This window comes from Streptomyces sp. NPDC044063, assembly GCF_056434285.1.
In genome coordinates this window covers 197,676-212,994 of sequence record NZ_JBWKFM010000012.1, presented here as the reverse complement: position 1 = coordinate 212,994, position 15,319 = coordinate 197,676, and the positions used below count along the sequence as shown (strand labels likewise).

The window sequence follows — 15,319 nt, the reverse complement described above, 5'->3', positions numbered from 1 at the left end:
CCGCCCGGGGTGAGAATGGCCGTCATGCGGCTGCTGCTCACCTCCGACACCCACCTGCCCCGGCGTGCCCGCGCTCTGCCGGGCGAGCTTCTCACCGCCATCGACGGCGCCGACGTCGTCATCCATGCCGGGGACTGGGTGGACCTCGCGACCCTCGATCTCCTCACCGCACGCGCCACCCGCCTGATCGGCGTGTACGGCAACAACGACGGCCCCGAACTGCGTGCCCGGCTCCCCGAGGTCGCGCATGCCGAGCTCGGTGGGCTGCGCTTCGCGGTGGTTCACGAGACGGGGCCCGCGCAGGGCCGGGAGCGGCGCTGCGCCGAGCGTTTCCCCGGCGTGGACGTGCTGGTCTTCGGCCACAGCCACATCCCCTGGGACACCACCGCTCCGGGTGGCCTGCGGCTGCTCAACCCGGGCTCCCCCACCGACCGGCGACGTCAGCCCCACCACACGTACATGACCGTGGAGGTGGCCGACGCTCGGCTGCGGGACGTCACGCTCCACCGCGTCGGCGTCGCGGCGGACTAGCGGGTGACACGGTGGACGGCGGCGCCCGTTTGCGGCACGGCCGGTGTCGTGTTGTGGCGTCGCTTGCGCAGCCAGATGTACAGCAGCAGGCAGGGCAGCAGCAGCCCGCCGAGGCCGAGGACGACGAACGCCGTGAAGCTGCTGATGTTCCTGACCAGCCAGTCGAAGTTCTGCCCGAAGAAGCCGACGACGAAGGACATCGGGAGGAACACGGACGCGAGGATGGTGAGCCGTTCCATCGTGGCGCTCTGCCGCAGATTGATCTTGTTCTGCTCGACGGAGATCACCGCGATGTTCGCTTCGAGGACCGTGGCCAGCAGGTCTCTCTGGGCCGCGACCTCCTCGTTGACCAGCAGCAGATGGTCATGGACGTCGCGGAAGTAGGGCAGGAGCTCGGCCGGTGACCTGCTCGCCTGCAGCCGCCGGCCGAGCACGGCGAGCAGCGGGTGCACGGCACGGTAGAAATCGGTGGCCTCGCGGCGGAGGAAGTAGATCCGTTCGGTCGGGGCGACCTCTCCGGAGAACACCGTCGCCTCGATCTGCTCGATGTCGCGCTCGAGCTCCGCGACGACCGGCGCGTAGCTGTCGACCACCTGGTCGAGGATCGCCCAGAGCGTCGAGGAGCTGCCGGTCCGCAGCAGCTCGGGCCGCCGCTCGAGCCTGCTGCGGGCACCGTGCAGCTCACTGGCGATGCCCTGGCGGACGGTGATCACGAAGTGCTCGGCGAGGAAGACGCTGATCTCGCCGGTGTCGATCTCCTCGCGCTCGTCGTCGTAGCGCGCGGTACGCAGGATGATCAGCTCGGTGCCGTCCTCGTACTGCTCGGCCTTCGGCCGCAGGTGGAAGGCCGTGGCATCCTCGACCGCCAGTTCGTGCAGGTCAAAACACTCGCGCACCCTGGCGAGCTCCTCGGGGCCCGGCTCGAACATCCCCAGCCAGACGAACCCGCCCTGCGTGCAGCGGGCGGCGGCCTGCTCCAACGGCATCGCACCCTCGTGCTGCCGACGCCCGTCGCGATAGTGCGCGCAGTCGACGATCACGGCATTCCTCCTCGCGTCCAGCCGGTGAGCACCACCCTGTCGCCCACCACCGGCACACCACGCCGAACACGCCTCGCGCCGGGAACACTGCCTCCGATCAGCCCAGGCGCTCGAAGCGCACACCCCGCGCCCGCGAACAGATCAGAGGCGGAATCCGCTCACCGGCCGGCCTCCGCCCGCACGTGGTCCTCCCAGCGCCGTTCGACGCGGTCGAGGTGCTCACTGAACGCCTTGCCCGGGTCACCGGTCAGCGTCGCGAGCGTCACCATCCCGGTCAGGACGACGTCGCACGCCTCCCTCAACACGTCGTCCTCGGTGTGGGAGGTGCCCTTGCGCCGGTTCCAGCCCTTGGCACCGATGACGGCCTGCGCCAGCTCGCCCAGCTCCTCCTGCGTCTTGACCAGGCGCAGCAGCACCGCCACGTCCTGCGGCAGGTCCCGGCCCTTGTCGGTGAACCGCTTGATGCGGTGGACGGTCTCCCAGAGGTCCTCAGCCAACGTGTTCACCTTCCGGACGTGGACGGGCGGGCCCTCGAACAGCATCGTGTCGTCCCTTCCGTCAGGACACCGGGTGCGGGGAGGCGACGGTCGGGCCGTAGGTGGCCGCCGGTGTTCCGGTCATGAGCGCCCAGTAGCGGTCGCCGACGCTCCAGTGCCACCACTCCGTGGGGTAGTTGACGAGGCCGGCTCCGGCGAGTGCCGCGGCGAGGATCCGCCGGTGGTAGCGCGCCTTGGCGCCGATGTTCCGGGCGTGCGTGTAGCAGGCGCCGTCGCTCTCCTCGGGGGTGGCGTCGGTGCTCGTGCCCAGGTCGAGCTCGCGGCCGTCCGCGTCGGCGAGGGTGATGTCGACGGCCGCTCCGGCCGTGTGCGGGGCGGTCTCCGGCGGGGCCACGAAGCGGCTGGCGGCCCGGCGCACCTGGGCGTCCGGCCACTCCGGGTTGGCGGTACGCAGCTCGCGCGCGTACCGCTCGAAGTACCGCTCCTGCAGAGCCGGCGGCCGGTACCCCTCGACGAGCAGCAGCCGGACCCCGTCCGGGAGGGCGGCCTGCGCGGCGAGGAGCCGTCCGAGGACGCCTTCCCGTACCTGCGCGAACGCGCCCTCCGCGTCCTCCCTGCTCCGGTCGACCAGCAGACGGCTGTACCGCACGTCCACGAGCCGCTCACCGCATTCACGGACCGGTATCGCCGCGACCCGCGGATCGCACATGAGGACGATCTCCCCTGTGGTCCTCCCCCTCACGGTCCTCCCCCTCCACCACTCAGCGCGTCAGTTCGAGGCACCCCCGATGCTCAACTGCTCCGGACGGGTGAAGGGCACGGCCGTGGGCGCGGTTTCTAGAACGGCCCCTGGGTGAGGGCCACCGCGTCCGGGACCCTGACCACCGGTGGTGCGGTCAGCGGCATGACGCCGTGGATCTGGGAGCAGACGTAGTGCGCCGACATCATCGCCCCCTCCTGCCAGCCGGGCAGCGGGGACGCCTGGTCGCCGGTGACGTACAACCGGTCCGTGCCCTCCGGTTGGAGCAGCTGCTTGTACGCGCGCAGGTGCCCGGGGTCGGCGGGGTTCCACGCGGCCCAGCCGCCCGGCATGTGGGGGACCTTGTGCCAGGCGATCGAGACGCCCTTCTCCTTCGGGACGTTCCCCTCCTGCCCGAACTCCTCGTGCAGGGCGACCGCGCCCTCCCAGGCGGTGTCGATGCGCCGTTCCGGGGGCATGTCGCCCAGTTCCCCGGCCCGTTCCTCGAAGTTGTACGCGCCGGTCAGCGTGCCCTTGTCGGAGAAGAAGTCGTTGGACGGGTACCACAGCTGGGTGATGAGATGATCGGTCCAGCTGATACCGCCGTAGATCATGTTGGCGTCGTTCTCCCAGAAGCGCCGGTCCGCCTGCCAGCCGACCTTGCACGTGCGCTCGAAGTCCACGGCGGCGATGGCGTGGCGGAATTCGGGTGAGACGCCTTCGAACGCGATCCCGCGCAGCAGGGGCAGCGGAATGTTGCTCACGCAGTAGTCCGCCTCCTCGACGCACTCCCGGCCGCCCTTCCGGTACGTGATCTTCACTCCCTGCTGGTCCTGCACGGAGATCCCGGTGGCCTCGGCGTTCAGCTCGATGATCGCCCCTTCGGCCACGGCCGCTTCGGCGAGCGCGTGCACCACCTGGTCCATGCCGCCGACCGGCTGGAACATCGTGGCCTGCCACAGGTAGGCGACGGGCTGGTAGAAGTGCTCCGTCCAGAACTTCGACGCCAGCAGCTCGTGGAACGGAACGGGCGGCGCCGGCCTGGGGAACGTGTGGACGTCCAGGGGGTTGAGGTATCCCGAGCGGGTGGAGCCCTCGTAGGTCAGGGTGTCGCTGTCGAGGTCGCCGAAGACGACGAGCAGGTCGCGGAGTTCCGGGCCGAGGTCCGGCTCCAGCTCGGCGAGGCGGGCGGCGAGGTGTCCGCGTGTGTCGTTGGCGACGCGGTTGTTGCGCCACCGGTGGCCGCCGGGCGCGCCTCCGAGCCGGACGACGCTCGCGGTCGTCTCCATGATGTAGGGCTCCAGGTCCACCCCGAGTTCCGTGCAGTACTCGATCACCCGGCGGTGGTGGTGCGGGATGCGGCCCGGACCGAGGTTGAGGTAGAGGCCCTCGTCGAAGTCGCACAGGTGGGTGCGGACGAGTTCCCCGCCGGTGCCGCGTTCGTAGAGCGCGTCGCCCCGCCGGGCGGTACGGTTCCGGCCGCCGGCGTGGCGCCAGGCCTCCAGGACCGTACAGCGGTAGCCGCGCAGGGACAGTTCGTAGGCGGCCGTCAGGCCGGCGACGCCGGCGCCCAGGACGAACACCGTCGGGCGTTCGGCGCGGCGGGTCGTCGGGAGGCCGAGCTCTCCGGTCCAGCCTGTCGCTTCCGGCCCTTCGGTACCGGCCATGGCCCGGTACAGGGACTCGGCGGCCCGGCCCGCGGGGGCTGTGGGGGACGTCATGGGTGGGGGCACGTCGTGGGGGGTGCTCATGGCGGCCTCCGGAAGAGAACGCGTGTGCGTTCTTTTCGGGTGAAATACGCATGGATGGCGATCCATACCGACGTTACGGATCCGCCCACGCCGTGACAGCGCCCACATATCGGCCAAGAAGCATGAGAGCGCATGATTCCGGCCACGCCGTCAGCGGCCTGACAGGCCCTCCACCGAGAAGGGTGAGGGACCATGAAGCCCGCGTTCCTCCTGAATCCACCCCGAGAAGGGCGTCATCCGCCCGCGAGGGGCCCGCACAGGGCCACGACCAGCGAATCCGTCCGAATTCCACCGCAACGGGGGTGGTTTCCCGTCAGGCCGGCCATTGTCGGCGGAATATGCCGGGAGGGGGGCGTCGTTCTTCGTGGCCTCGCTCTCACCGGCCCCGGCGCGGGCCACCACCGAGCGGCACACCGGTGCGGTCGGACTGCTCGCGGGAGGCCTTCGAGTCCGTGCTCCGGGCCGCCTCCAGCGGAATGACGGGAGCATGCGTCGGGCGCCCGGGCGGCGGAACGTATCCGGGAAGGCTCAGGGTCCCCCAGACGTACGGGTCGGCCTGAGCGCTGCCGAACGGGGACCACGCGAGCCGGGAGCGGCCCGTCCTGTCCTGCGTGTCGGAGTCGTACAGCAGGACGTTCGCGGTGAGCCGGTCGGGGTCGACGGGGGCGGGCAGATCGGCGAGCGGGATCCTCACCTCCACCGTGTAGCCCTCGTACGGCTCGCTCACCGTCGACGCGAAGGCCATGCCCGGCGCGGTCCTGGCCACAGGCCCCTGCCGGTTGTCGCCGTCACGCCCGGCGCAGGCTCCGCCGCCCTTCCGCGTGAAGGGCAGGACGGCGGCCTTGAAGGTGGTGGAGGTGTCGGCCGAGCGGCCCTGCGGATCGAGGTCGATCTCGACGGAGTCCGTGCGCCAATGACGCTTGCAGTCCGCCGTTCCGTCGAGCGCGGCACCCTGCTTGTCGTCCGTGACGCGCACCAGGACGTAGAGGTCGTCGCCCTTGCGGGCGAAGCGCGCTTCCGCCGCGCAGTCCTTCTCCGACGAACAGCGCGCGCCCTCCCAGTGCGTGAGCTTCAGGGCCGCACCGGGGTACTCACCGGCGGACTCCCTGCCGTCGACGACCGGTGCCTCCGCCACCTCGGCGACCGTGGCGGACGGGCGGTCCGGATACGCGGGCTGCGCGTCGTTGGCCAGCCAGGGCAGCTTCACCCGCCGCGCCCAGTCGCGGAATTCGGCGTACTGGGGGCGCAGACCGGACTGGGCGCGCTCCTGGGCCCGTACGGGCTTCCCGTTCTCGGCCACCACGGTGAACCATTCGCAGGGCAGCCTGTCCGCCGGCGTGTCGACCGTCTCCGGCAGCGTGCCGAAGCCCTGGGTGACGTACCTGCGGGCCGCGTCCCGTTCCAGCTGGGCCCAGGTCCTTCCGCCGGCGGAACGCCCGCCGGGCCAGACGCCGAGGACGGGCAGCCCGGTGTGCGCGTCGTCGACCCGCCTGCCGTCGCAGCGGGAGCCCAGGGGCCCCTTGAAACCCCAGCTCTGCGTCATCAGCCGGGTGGGCTTCCAGGGCCGGTAGCCCTCCACGGCGATCTGCTCGGGGAACGCCTTCGGATCGCCGGCCAGGGTGAACGCCTCGATCGCCATGCGCCCGGCCTGCTGGTGGGCGCCGTGCTGGTTGAAGGGCCGCGGGTCCATGGTGACGACGGTCCTCGGTGTGGTGGCGCGGATCATCCGGACGATCCGCTCGAGCGTGTCCGTCGGCCGTTGCGGCGCCCGGTTCCAGGACCTGCCGGTCAGCGGCGCGTCGAGCGTGTACCAGAAGTCCGGCTTGTCGAGGTAGTAGACGTCGCGGACGCCGACGGTCGCGACGGCCCGGCGCTCCTCCGCCTCACGGATCATGCCGAGCGGAACGCCCTCCTCCGGGCCGGCCGCGTTGCCGCCGCCCTCCCCTCGCGTGACGGTGACGACAGCGGCACTGAGCCCATCCCGCTCCTTCCAGCGCCCCAGGGTGGCCAGGGACTGGAACTCGTCGTCGGGATGGGCGCCGATGAACAACACGTCCGCGTGCGCACGGTCGGCACCACCGGTGGACGTGGCGCGCGCGGCCGGCCGGGCGGCGCTGTCGCAGGCGGCCAGCGCCGGCACGACGGCGACGAGCGCGGCCGCCGCGAGGACGAGGGGCGCGGTGCGTCTCGGCTTGCGTGGACTCACGGGAACCGTTCCTCTCTTCGTCTTCAGGCAACAGCATGCTCGGCGCCTCGTAAATAGGTGGCTCTCGTCCCGACACGGCGGGATGATCCCCCTGAACGCTTTCTCCCTCCCCGGGAAGGGGCCGTGATGACGACTGCGACGTCCGGGCCGAGCGGATCCAGGCCCGGGCCCGAACCCGAGGTCCGTGCGGCGGCCGGCGTACTGCGCGGCACCGTGGAGAACGGCGTGGCGGTCTTCCGCGGCATCCCCTTCGCCGAACCGCCGGTCGGTGCGCTCCGTTTCGCCGCGCCACGGCCGGTCAGGGGCTGGGAGGGGGTACGGCAGGCCGTGGCGTACGGCCCACCGCCTCCGCAGTCCGGCGCCTTCGGCATGGACGCGCATACGAGGGACGGCGGCGCGGGAGGCGCGGCGGATGCCGGCTGGCTGACGGTCAACGTCTGGTCGCCCGAGCCGCACCCCGGGGCGGAGCTTCCCGTGCTGGTGTGGATCCACGGCGGCGCCTACCTCTTCGGCATGTCCGGCCTTCCCGAGTACGACGGGGCCCGCCTCGCGCGGGAGGGCGGTGTCGTCGTGGTGACGCTCAACTACCGCCTGGGCATCGAGGGCTTCGCGCACATCGAGGGAGCGCCCGCCAACCGGGGTCTGCTCGATCAGGTGGCCGCGCTGGAGTGGGTGCGCGAGAACATCCGGGCCTTCGGCGGCGACGCGGAGCGGGTCACGGTCTTCGGCCAGTCGGCGGGCGCGGGGTCGGTCGCCGCGCTGCTGGCGATGCCGCGCGCGGCCGGTCTCTTCCGCCGGGCGGTCGCGCAGAGCGTCCAGGGGACGTTCTTCTCGCCGGCGCTCGCCGCCGGCATCGCCGCCGCCTGCGCCGCCGAGCTGGGGCTGCGGCCCACCGCGGCCGATCTGTCCACCGTGTCCCCGTACCGGCTGCCCGCCGCCGGTGACGCGATCGCGGCCAAGTCCGTCTCGTTCGCGGAGCGCTGGGGCCGGGCCGCGTACAGGTCGATCCCGTTCGCGCCCGTCGTCGACGGTGACGTCCTGCCCGTCACCCCCTGGCAGGCCCTGGCCGCCGGCGCCGGCCGGGACGTCGACGTCCTCGTCGGGCACACCCGCGACGAGCAGCGGCTCTTCACCGCGATCGACGGCACGCTCGGCCGGATCACCGACGAGCTGGCCACGGCCGCTCTGGACGTCTTCGCCCCCGGCCCGGACGGCGCGCGCCGCTATCGCGACGCCTTCCCGGCCGCGGGCCCGGAGGAGCTGTACGAACTGGTCCACTCCGACTGGCTGTTCCGCATACCCGGCCTCCACCTCGCCCAGGCGCAGATCACCGGCGGCGGACGCGCCCACCTGTACGAACTCACCTGGCCCGCCCCGGGCATGGGTGGGGTCCTCGGCGCCTGCCACGGTCTCGACGTCCCGCTCGTCTTCGGCAACCTGCACAGCGGTCAGCCCGCCGCACTCATCGGCGGGAGCGACGGCTCCTCCCCCGCGGCCGAGGATCTGTCGGCGCGGATGCGCACCGCGTGGACGGCCTTCGCCGCGCACGGCGACCCCGGCTGGCCCACGTACGACGCCGGGCGGCGCCTCACACGCGTCTTCGACGGGCGACCGGATGTCGCCACCGTCACCGCCTACCCGGAGGAGGCCTCCCGCCTCCTCTGGCACGACCATTCCCTTCCGGTCCTTCGGCTGGTCAACGAACCTTGACGGTGACCTTCCAGGGCCGGGCCCCCCGGGGGCAGACATGGCCGGGGTCGGCATCGCACCGACGCTGAGCGGTGACGGTGCTCCTGCCGTCGTCCTTGGCCCGGAATTCGGCCTCCGCGTCCCCGTTCGGCGAGGTGTGGCCCGAGGACCGGGACAGCACCTTGGGCTTCGACGCGGTCGGCAGGTCCCACATCCACGTCACGTGGCGGTCCCGGGCCACCTTCAGACGCACCTTGATCGTGCCGCCGTGGCGCGTGGACACCTTCCGTCCGTTGTCGCCGGTGGAGAGCTCGACGACGGCCCTCACGGCGGGTTTCGCACCGGCGGTGGCGGGGAGTGCGACCGCGGGCGCGGACAGAGCCAGGCCGGCGAGGGCGGGAAGGACGAGGAACCGTCTGGTCTTCATACGCCCCGTCTACACCGTGGGCACACAGGAGAGTCCCGTATCCGACGACGTTTCACCCTATGGGCACAGGCGGCCGATGACTTCCCGCCCGCGATGCGCCCGCGCACACCACGGGACGAACGCGCGGCCCACGGCCGCGCACGCCCCTTCCGCGCTCCGACACACCCTCGGGCACGCGTGCGGAACACGTACACGGATACCTGGAGGGGTAAAGGGCCGGTATCAGCGCATTCGCTACGAGGGAGCAGCGATGTCCGGTATCACCACGACCAGTGAGCCCATCGGGCCGGGCCCGGAGGACCTGGAGCAGCCGGTGTACGAGCCTCCGGCGTTCGTCGAGGTCGGGGCGTTCTCCGCCCTCACACTCGGGTCGTTCGAGGGGAACGTGCTGGAGCCTCTCGGCGAGGGCCTGCGGTGGTGGCAGTAGAGGTAGCGCCCTCCGATGGCACCGGTGGCACCGGTGGCCGTCCCGGCCGGCATCTGGTTCGTCGTCCTGTCCGACGGCCACGCGGCCGACGCGGCGGCGCGGGCGCTGCGCCCGGCGGCCCATCGGGTGGTCGCGCACGCCTCCGGTCGGCCGTGGCTCCTGGGGCGCTGGCCCGACGGCTGGGTGAAGGTCGCCGAGGCCGGCCGCGCGCGGGTGGCGGTGATCGGACGGTGCGCGCTCCCCGCCGCCGAGTGGTCGGCCGAGCCGGCCCGCGTGCCCGTGGGGGACGTCGAGTGGGTCGAGCGGCTCGTGCGGGGGCTGGCGGGCAGTTTCCACCTCGTCGCGTCGGTCGGCGGCCTGGTGCGGGTCCGCGGCAGCGCGTCGGCCCTCCGACGGGTCTGCCACGCCCGAGTGGGCGGTGTGACGGTGGCCGCCGATCGCTGCGACGTACTGGCCGCGGCGATCGCGGCGCCCGTGGACGAGCGGGTGCTCGCGACACGCCTGATGCCCGCGGGCACCCTGCACGCGGCGGACGGCGCCGGCATCCGCCAGGGGGTCACGGCCGTACCGCCGGACCACGCCCTGCTCATCGACGCCGACGGCCGGGCCCGGACGCGGCGTTGGTGGCGGGCGCCCGAGCCCGTACTGCCGCTGGCCGAGGGGGCGGCCGCCCTGCGGCAGGCGCTGTCGGCCGCCGTGGACTCCTGCACCTCCGGCGCCGGAACGGTCAGCGCGGATCTGTCGGGGGGCCTGGACTCGACCAGCCTCTGCTTCCTCGCGGCCCGCGGCCCGGCCCGGCTGGTCACCACCCATCTCGAGGGCACCGACCCCCGCAACGACGACAGCGTCCGGGCGCGCCGGGCCGCGGCCGCGCTGCCGGACGCACGGCACGAGCGCGTGGAGCGCGGGAGGGTTCCGGCGTGGTTCGCCGACGTCGGACGGCCGTGCCCGGCGGTCGAGGAGCCGGGCGCCTGGGTGCGCGACCGGGCACGCCTGACGGACCTCACCGCGCGGATGGGCGCCGCCGGTTCGCGCCTGCATCTGACCGGGTTCGGCGCCGACGAGCTGTTCACCGTCGGCCCACGCCATCTCCACGACCTGCTCCGGGACCACTCGCTCGCCGCCCTGCCCCGCCTCCGCACCCATCTCCTGCGGACCCGGCAGTCGCCGACGGCGCTCGTCCGCGCCCTGGCGGACCGCACCCCGTACCCCGTCTGGCAGGCACGAGCCCTCAGGGACGTGACCGCTCTCGCCGAGGGGTCCCCCGCCCCGTCCCTGGCGTGGGGGCCGGTGCCGCGTCTGCCGCCCTGGGCGACCCGGTACGCGGTCGAAGCCGCCCGGGAGGCGCTGCGCGAGTTGTGCGATCGCGTCCCCGGAGGCGGCGAACCGCTGGCCCGGGGGCGCGCCCAGCACACCGCCGTCCTGTACGCCCGGGTCGCCGGCGGCGGGGTCCGCCGCGTCGACCAGGTGACGACGCCGGCGGGCCTGCCCCAGGCCGCGCCGTGCCTGGACGACACGGTCATGGAGGCCGCTCTCGCGGTCCGCCCGCAGGACCGCGCCGCGCCCGGGGGAGGCAAGCCCCTCCTGGCCGCCGCGATGCGCGGCATCGTCCCGGACCCGCTCCTCGCCCGCACCGGCAAGGGCGACTACAGCGCCGACTTCTACACCGCCCTGCGCCGTCACCGCGCCGGACTCCTGCGCTTCTTCGAGGACTCCCTGCTCGCGGAACGCGGGCTCATCGACGCCGCCGCGCTGCGCCACGCCCTGCTCGCCCCTCATCCCACGCCGCTGGTCGTCACGCCCCTGTCCCAGACGGTCGCCTGCGAGGCCTGGCTCCGCTCGGTGGACTGCGGGTGAAGGACGGACACGGCCCCTGCGCCGGCCCTAGCATGGCTGGTCATGGGCAGCAGCCACGTGCCGTACCCCTTCTCCGACGTCGACGCCCATCCCGACCCGGGCCACTTGATCGACTCGCTGTACAGCCTGCGGAACGAAGCCTTCTACGTCTCCTACAAGCAGCGTCTGCTGGAGCTGCTGCGAGCCCGGCCGGGCCGGCGCTTCCTCGATGTCGGGGCCGGCACGGGCGATGCCGCCGGAAGGCTCTCCGCCACGACCGGCGCGGACGTCGTGGCCTGCGACCTGGCCAAGGTCATGTGCGCCGAGATGAGGAGGAACGGGCTACGGCACGTGGCCGTGGCCGACGTGCATCGTCTGCCCTTCAGGGACGCGGTCTTCGACGGGGTCTGGGCCGATCGTGTCGTCCAGCACGTGGAAAATCCGGGGCAGGCCCTGGGCGAGATGGTGCGGGTCGTCCGCCCCGGAGGCCGCGTCGTCGTGTTCGATCCGGATTCCGGCACACAGGCCCTGAACATCGAGGACCACCGCCTCGCGGCCCGGGTCCTGTCCCTGCGGCAGACCGTGAACCTCCGCCACGGCACCGTCGCCCGCCGGGTGCCGGGCATCCTCGCCACGCTCGGCCTCCAGGAGATCCACGTCGAGACCCGCACGCTTCTCGTACGTGACCGTGAGACCGTGGACCGCTGGATGAGCATCCGTGGCTGGGCCGACAGGTTCGCCGACCTCGGCCACCTGGAGCGGGCCGAGGCCCACCGCTTCAACGCCCTCCTCGACGAGGCGATCCGCGGTGGGACGTTCCTCTACTCGGTCACATACTTCCTCACGTCCGCCACCGTGCCCGGACGTCACGGGTGACCGCCGCCTCCGCCCGCCGATGCGGCGGTCAGCGGGCGGGCTGCCAGGGGAAGGGCGCCAGGTCCGGCTCGACCCAGCCGGACCTGGCCGTGTCACCGGCCAGCGTCAGCGGCTGGTAGAAGCGGCCGAGCAGCTCCTTGTCGAGCAGTTCCGGGTGCCGGGCGGCGAAGGCATCGAAGTCCTCGTCCTCGCAGGCCGCGAAGTGCCCCACCAGCTCGACCCAGGCCCGGCTCATCGTCACGTGGAACTTCTCCGGCGCCCCGGCATTGGTGGCGGTGTGCCGGATGCCGTCGCTGACCAGGTCCACGGCCGTGGCGGTGCCGTACGCGCGCACGGCCAGCCAGGTCAGCCGGACATGCTGGCGGTGGCCGAAGCGGTCCGATCCCGTCATCGCCTCACGCATCAGCTCCGCGAACGCGGACGCGGACGGGGGCACGGACGGGGGGACGGACGGGCTGTCGGGGCGGGCCGAGGATGTGTTCATGCGAATGCCTTGATCAGGGTCTGGAGGACGGCGGGGAGGCCGGTCGCCTCGGCCGGGAAGAGATCGCCCGGGGCACGTTGCTCCAGGTCGGTCGGGGTCCAGTGAAGGGTATCGGCGGTCAGAACGGGCTGGGGTACCCGAAGCCGTTCACCCGGTCGTGGATCGCGCGCAGCCACGGCTGACGTACGGCGGGCAGCCGTGCCAGCGTGTGCAGGAAGACGCGCCGCTCGGGCCGGAAGCGCCGGACCGGACGCAGCGGCGGGGGATCGTCACGCAGGACGCCCTCGGGCAGCGTCCCTGTCGCGGGGAGCAGCCGGCGCTCACGGTGAAAGGCCAGGTGCGCCCACACGTCGGCGGCCAGGGGCACGGCCTTCGCGGTGCCGGACGGCTGCCACGCCTCCCCCGTTCGCGGATGCCCCGGCACCAGGAGGATGCCGGCGGCCGGGTCCGGGCCGGGCAGGCCGGGTCCGGCGAGCGCCAGGGTCTTCGCCGGTGTCCCGGACGGGAGCAGCGCGTCGAGGGCGTGGCGGAAGATGTCCGCCACGAGCCCGTCGGGGACGCTCACGCGCGTACCGTCCGAGGCGGCCACCAGGTGGGCCATCGCCGCACCGACGGCCGATTCCCATTCCCGGCCCCATTGCCCGGTCGAGTCGAAGGGCGGCCTGCCCTGCGGCCCGCGGGCCAGGTCCGCCCAGTCGGCGGCCCAGGGCGCGGGGCCGTCGACGGGGAGGTGGCGTACGGCGCCCGGGTCGAACCAGACCGCCTGCCAGAGCGAACAGTCGTCGATACGGGTCGCCACCGGCAGGCCGCACCGCTCGCAGGCGAGGTTCGGGCCCGCCCCGCCGGACAGTCCGCAGCAGTAGCCCTCGCACCGCTCGGGGATCAGGGCGGTGCCACGGGTATCCCCCGGCGCGACGACGATCGAGCCGGAGGGTCCGTAGGACAGCGCATGGCCCGGGGCGAACACACCCCGGGCCGCCGCCTCGTCGTCCGCGATCTCGTCGTACCGCCGCCACGGCGGCCCGTACGGCTCGGGGTCGACGGCGTACGTGCCCTGTTCCATCAGCACCGGGAGCAGTACACCGTTCCCCCACTGATGGCGGGCGTGGGCGGGCAGCGCGACCTGCGACAGCGGGGTGCTCAGCACAGCGTCGCACTCCGCGCACGCGAACACCGTCATGCGGCCCTCCCAGGCGTCCGGAACGGGAATTCCCCGCGATCGCGGGTACGGGTTACAGATAGGGGCGTGTGATCAGCTCGATGGCGTGACCGGCGGGGTCCTTGAAATACACCCCGCGGCCGCCGTGCTCGTTGTTGATCTCGCCCGGCCGCTTCATCTGCGGATCGGCCCAGTGCACGACGCCGCCGTCGCACAGTCGCCGGTACGCCCGGTCGAAGAGGTCGTCGTCGACCAGGAAGGCGTAGTGCTGCATCTGGATCTCCACCGGCGGCTCGGCGAACTGCAGCAGGACGCCGTCGGTGAGCTGGATGTTGACGAACGGCCCCCAGGACGGCGCCTCCGGGAGTTCCAGCAACTCACGGAAGAAACGGGCGGATTCGTCGCGATCCTTGGCGGCGATGATGGTGTGGTTGAAAGTGACGGCCATGTGGAGGTACCTCGCTGTTGTTCGACACGAAAACGGACTTCGGACTCGTCGTGCGTGAGCGACGAGGGGGTCCGCGTGCCGAACCGAGAGGGTGCCGTCCTGGCACCCGCCCTGCGGTCAGTACTCCACCGGATAGCCGATCCGTGTATGGCGTAGCGCCGGTCCGGTGTTCACGCCGGTGACGTTACTTGATCTTGTCGGCTCCGACAACCGGATTTCCGGAAGCGGGATGTGAACAGGGTTTTGAACAGGGGTTGAAACTGCCGCTGCGGCACCTTCTACCGTCCTGAGCGGGGCCGGAGAGACCGGCCCGGAGAAGCGCTTCATGAGGGAGGCGGCGATGGCGTGGCCGACCGCGGAGGTCGCCCGGATGTCGGGCGTGACGGCCCGGACGCTGCGGCACTACGACGAGATCGGCCTGCTGCCACCGGCGCACGTCGGTACCAACGGTCACCGTTACTACGAGGAGCGCCAGCTGCTGCGGCTGCAGCAGATCCTCGTCCTGCGGGCGCTGGGCCTGGGGCTGCCGGAGATCCGGCGGGTCCTGTCCGAGCAGATCGACCAACTGGAGGCCCTGCGCGGCCACCACCGCCGGCTGCTCGCCGAACGCGACCGGCTGGACACTCTGGCCGGCACCGTCTCCCGCACGATCGCCGAACTGGAACAGTCCAGGAAGGACGGCAAGCCCATGACCAGCATCAACCGACCGGAGAACCTGTTCGAGGGTATCCGGCCCGCCGTGTACGAGCAGACCCTGCGCGACTTCCCGGGGCTGGCCGGCGACATCGAGCGGCACACCGCGACGATGAGCGAGGCCGAGATCGAGGCCGGGCAGCGGGCGCGGACCGCGGGGATGATCCGGCTGGCCGAGCTGATGGCGGCCGGCCGGCCCGTCGACGCGGAGGCGGTGCAGGCCGAGATGGACGTCCAGTACCGGGCGCTGAGGAAGCTGCGCGCCGTTTCCGTGGAGGAGTACCGCGCGCTCGGGCGCGCCTGCGTGGACAACGAGCCGTGGCGCGCGGCGTACGAGTCGATCGCCCCGGGCCTGGCCGCCTACCAGCGTGAGGCCATGGAGGTGTACGCCACGACCCGGCTGGGCTGAGCCGGGGCGGCGGGCGTTCCGGTGGCGGGGGGGGGGGGGGCGGGGGGGGGGGGAGGGGGTCCCCCTGCGGAAGAAGGGGGGGGAGGGGTTTCCCCGCATAAGAAGTT

The 15,319-nt window shown here is 72.6% G+C and carries 15 protein-coding genes; 6 read left to right on the top strand and 9 right to left on the bottom strand.

Features of this window, described 5'->3' with window-relative positions:
• Positions 1-24: 24 nt before the first annotated feature.
• A complete protein-coding gene (locus AC07BS_RS17515) occupies positions 25-531 on the top strand; it encodes a metallophosphoesterase family protein (RefSeq protein ID WP_478639305.1) in 507 nt (168 codons plus the stop codon).
• On the opposite strand, the gene AC07BS_RS17510 is transcribed toward AC07BS_RS17515, so the two are convergent.
• From AC07BS_RS17510 to AC07BS_RS17490, 5 genes are all read right to left on the bottom strand, one after another.
• Positions 528-1,571, bottom strand: coding sequence for a magnesium and cobalt transport protein CorA (locus tag AC07BS_RS17510; RefSeq protein WP_478639307.1), 1,044 nt, complete (start codon positions 1,569-1,571; stop codon positions 528-530). The genes AC07BS_RS17515 and AC07BS_RS17510 overlap by 4 nt on opposite strands.
• Before the next feature lie 158 nt (positions 1,572-1,729).
• On the bottom strand, positions 1,730-2,068 hold the full coding sequence (locus AC07BS_RS17505) for a MazG-like family protein (RefSeq protein ID WP_478933011.1): 339 nt from the start codon (positions 2,066-2,068) through the stop codon (positions 1,730-1,732).
• 61 nt (positions 2,069-2,129) lie between these two features.
• The gene (locus tag AC07BS_RS17500) at positions 2,130-2,777 is read right to left on the bottom strand and encodes a M15 family metallopeptidase (protein WP_478933009.1); all 648 of its coding nucleotides are present in this window, start codon (positions 2,775-2,777) and stop codon (positions 2,130-2,132) included.
• Positions 2,778-2,905: 128 nt separating this feature from the next.
• On the bottom strand, positions 2,906-4,558 hold the full coding sequence (locus tag AC07BS_RS17495) for a flavin monoamine oxidase family protein (RefSeq protein WP_478933007.1): 1,653 nt from the start codon (positions 4,556-4,558) through the stop codon (positions 2,906-2,908).
• Between the two features lie 376 nt (positions 4,559-4,934).
• Positions 4,935-6,764: a sugar-binding protein gene (locus AC07BS_RS17490; RefSeq protein WP_478933005.1), complete on the bottom strand. Its 1,830-nt coding sequence runs from the start codon at positions 6,762-6,764 to the stop codon at positions 4,935-4,937.
• A 126-nt stretch (positions 6,765-6,890) separates the two neighbouring features.
• Here AC07BS_RS17490 and AC07BS_RS17485 point away from each other — a divergent pair, with 126 nt between their 5' ends.
• Positions 6,891-8,474: a carboxylesterase/lipase family protein gene (locus tag AC07BS_RS17485; protein ID WP_478933003.1), complete on the top strand. Its 1,584-nt coding sequence runs from the start codon at positions 6,891-6,893 to the stop codon at positions 8,472-8,474.
• Here the strand turns inward: AC07BS_RS17485 and AC07BS_RS17480 are convergent.
• Positions 8,461-8,880 carry a hypothetical protein gene (locus AC07BS_RS17480; protein WP_478933001.1) on the bottom strand — a complete coding sequence of 140 codons (420 nt, stop codon included), beginning with the start codon at positions 8,878-8,880 and terminating at the stop codon, positions 8,461-8,463. The two genes, AC07BS_RS17485 and AC07BS_RS17480, sit on opposite strands and share 14 nt — an antisense overlap.
• 250 nt (positions 8,881-9,130) lie before the next feature.
• On the opposite strand from AC07BS_RS17480, the gene AC07BS_RS17475 reads away from it, so the two are divergent.
• The 3 genes from AC07BS_RS17475 to AC07BS_RS17465 are packed head-to-tail and all read left to right on the top strand — an operon-like array spanning position 9,131 to position 12,019.
• Positions 9,131-9,307 (top strand): lasso RiPP family leader peptide-containing protein, encoded by a 177-nt coding sequence (locus AC07BS_RS17475; RefSeq protein ID WP_478639320.1) that lies wholly within the window; start codon positions 9,131-9,133, stop codon positions 9,305-9,307.
• A 15-nt stretch (positions 9,308-9,322) separates the two neighbouring features.
• Positions 9,323-11,164, top strand: coding sequence for an asparagine synthase-related protein (locus AC07BS_RS17470; protein ID WP_478932999.1), 1,842 nt, complete (start codon positions 9,323-9,325; stop codon positions 11,162-11,164).
• Between the two features lie 42 nt (positions 11,165-11,206).
• Entirely contained in the window at positions 11,207-12,019 is an 813-nt protein-coding gene (locus AC07BS_RS17465; protein ID WP_478639322.1) for a methyltransferase domain-containing protein, read from the top strand.
• A 28-nt stretch (positions 12,020-12,047) separates the two neighbouring features.
• Here AC07BS_RS17465 and AC07BS_RS17460 read toward each other — a convergent pair whose 3' ends face one another.
• The 3 genes from AC07BS_RS17460 to AC07BS_RS17450 form a co-directional block, all read right to left on the bottom strand.
• Positions 12,048-12,503, bottom strand: a complete 456-nt coding sequence (locus tag AC07BS_RS17460; protein WP_478932997.1) for a hypothetical protein — start codon at positions 12,501-12,503, stop codon at positions 12,048-12,050.
• Between the two features lie 118 nt (positions 12,504-12,621).
• On the bottom strand, positions 12,622-13,683 hold the full coding sequence (locus AC07BS_RS17455; protein WP_478639325.1) for a hypothetical protein: 1,062 nt from the start codon (positions 13,681-13,683) through the stop codon (positions 12,622-12,624).
• Positions 13,684-13,735: 52 nt separating this feature from the next.
• Positions 13,736-14,110 carry a VOC family protein gene (locus AC07BS_RS17450; protein WP_478639327.1) on the bottom strand — a complete coding sequence of 125 codons (375 nt, stop codon included), beginning with the start codon at positions 14,108-14,110 and terminating at the stop codon, positions 13,736-13,738.
• A gap of 340 nt (positions 14,111-14,450) precedes the next feature.
• On the opposite strand from AC07BS_RS17450, the gene AC07BS_RS17445 reads away from it, so the two are divergent.
• Positions 14,451-15,212, top strand: coding sequence for a MerR family transcriptional regulator (locus AC07BS_RS17445; protein WP_478932994.1), 762 nt, complete (start codon positions 14,451-14,453; stop codon positions 15,210-15,212).
• The last annotated feature ends 107 nt before the right edge of the window (positions 15,213-15,319 follow it).

Coding starts and splice junctions, on each gene's coding strand:
- AC07BS_RS17515 (WP_478639305.1), top strand. CDS start 25: ATGCGGCTGCTGCTCACCTCCGACACCCACCTGCCCCGGCGTGCCCGC.
- AC07BS_RS17475 (WP_478639320.1), top strand. CDS start 9,131: ATGTCCGGTATCACCACGACCAGTGAGCCCATCGGGCCGGGCCCGGAG.
- AC07BS_RS17445 (WP_478932994.1), top strand. CDS start 14,451: ATGGCGTGGCCGACCGCGGAGGTCGCCCGGATGTCGGGCGTGACGGCC.
- AC07BS_RS17470 (WP_478932999.1), top strand. CDS start 9,323: ATGGCACCGGTGGCACCGGTGGCCGTCCCGGCCGGCATCTGGTTCGTC.
- AC07BS_RS17485 (WP_478933003.1), top strand. CDS start 6,891: ATGACGACTGCGACGTCCGGGCCGAGCGGATCCAGGCCCGGGCCCGAA.
- AC07BS_RS17460 (WP_478932997.1), bottom strand. CDS start 12,503: ATGAACACATCCTCGGCCCGCCCCGACAGCCCGTCCGTCCCCCCGTCC.
- AC07BS_RS17480 (WP_478933001.1), bottom strand. CDS start 8,880: ATGAAGACCAGACGGTTCCTCGTCCTTCCCGCCCTCGCCGGCCTGGCT.
- AC07BS_RS17495 (WP_478933007.1), bottom strand. CDS start 4,558: ATGAGCACCCCCCACGACGTGCCCCCACCCATGACGTCCCCCACAGCC.
- AC07BS_RS17450 (WP_478639327.1), bottom strand. CDS start 14,110: ATGGCCGTCACTTTCAACCACACCATCATCGCCGCCAAGGATCGCGAC.
- AC07BS_RS17455 (WP_478639325.1), bottom strand. CDS start 13,683: ATGACGGTGTTCGCGTGCGCGGAGTGCGACGCTGTGCTGAGCACCCCG.
- AC07BS_RS17500 (WP_478933009.1), bottom strand. CDS start 2,777: ATGTGCGATCCGCGGGTCGCGGCGATACCGGTCCGTGAATGCGGTGAG.
- AC07BS_RS17465 (WP_478639322.1), top strand. CDS start 11,207: ATGGGCAGCAGCCACGTGCCGTACCCCTTCTCCGACGTCGACGCCCAT.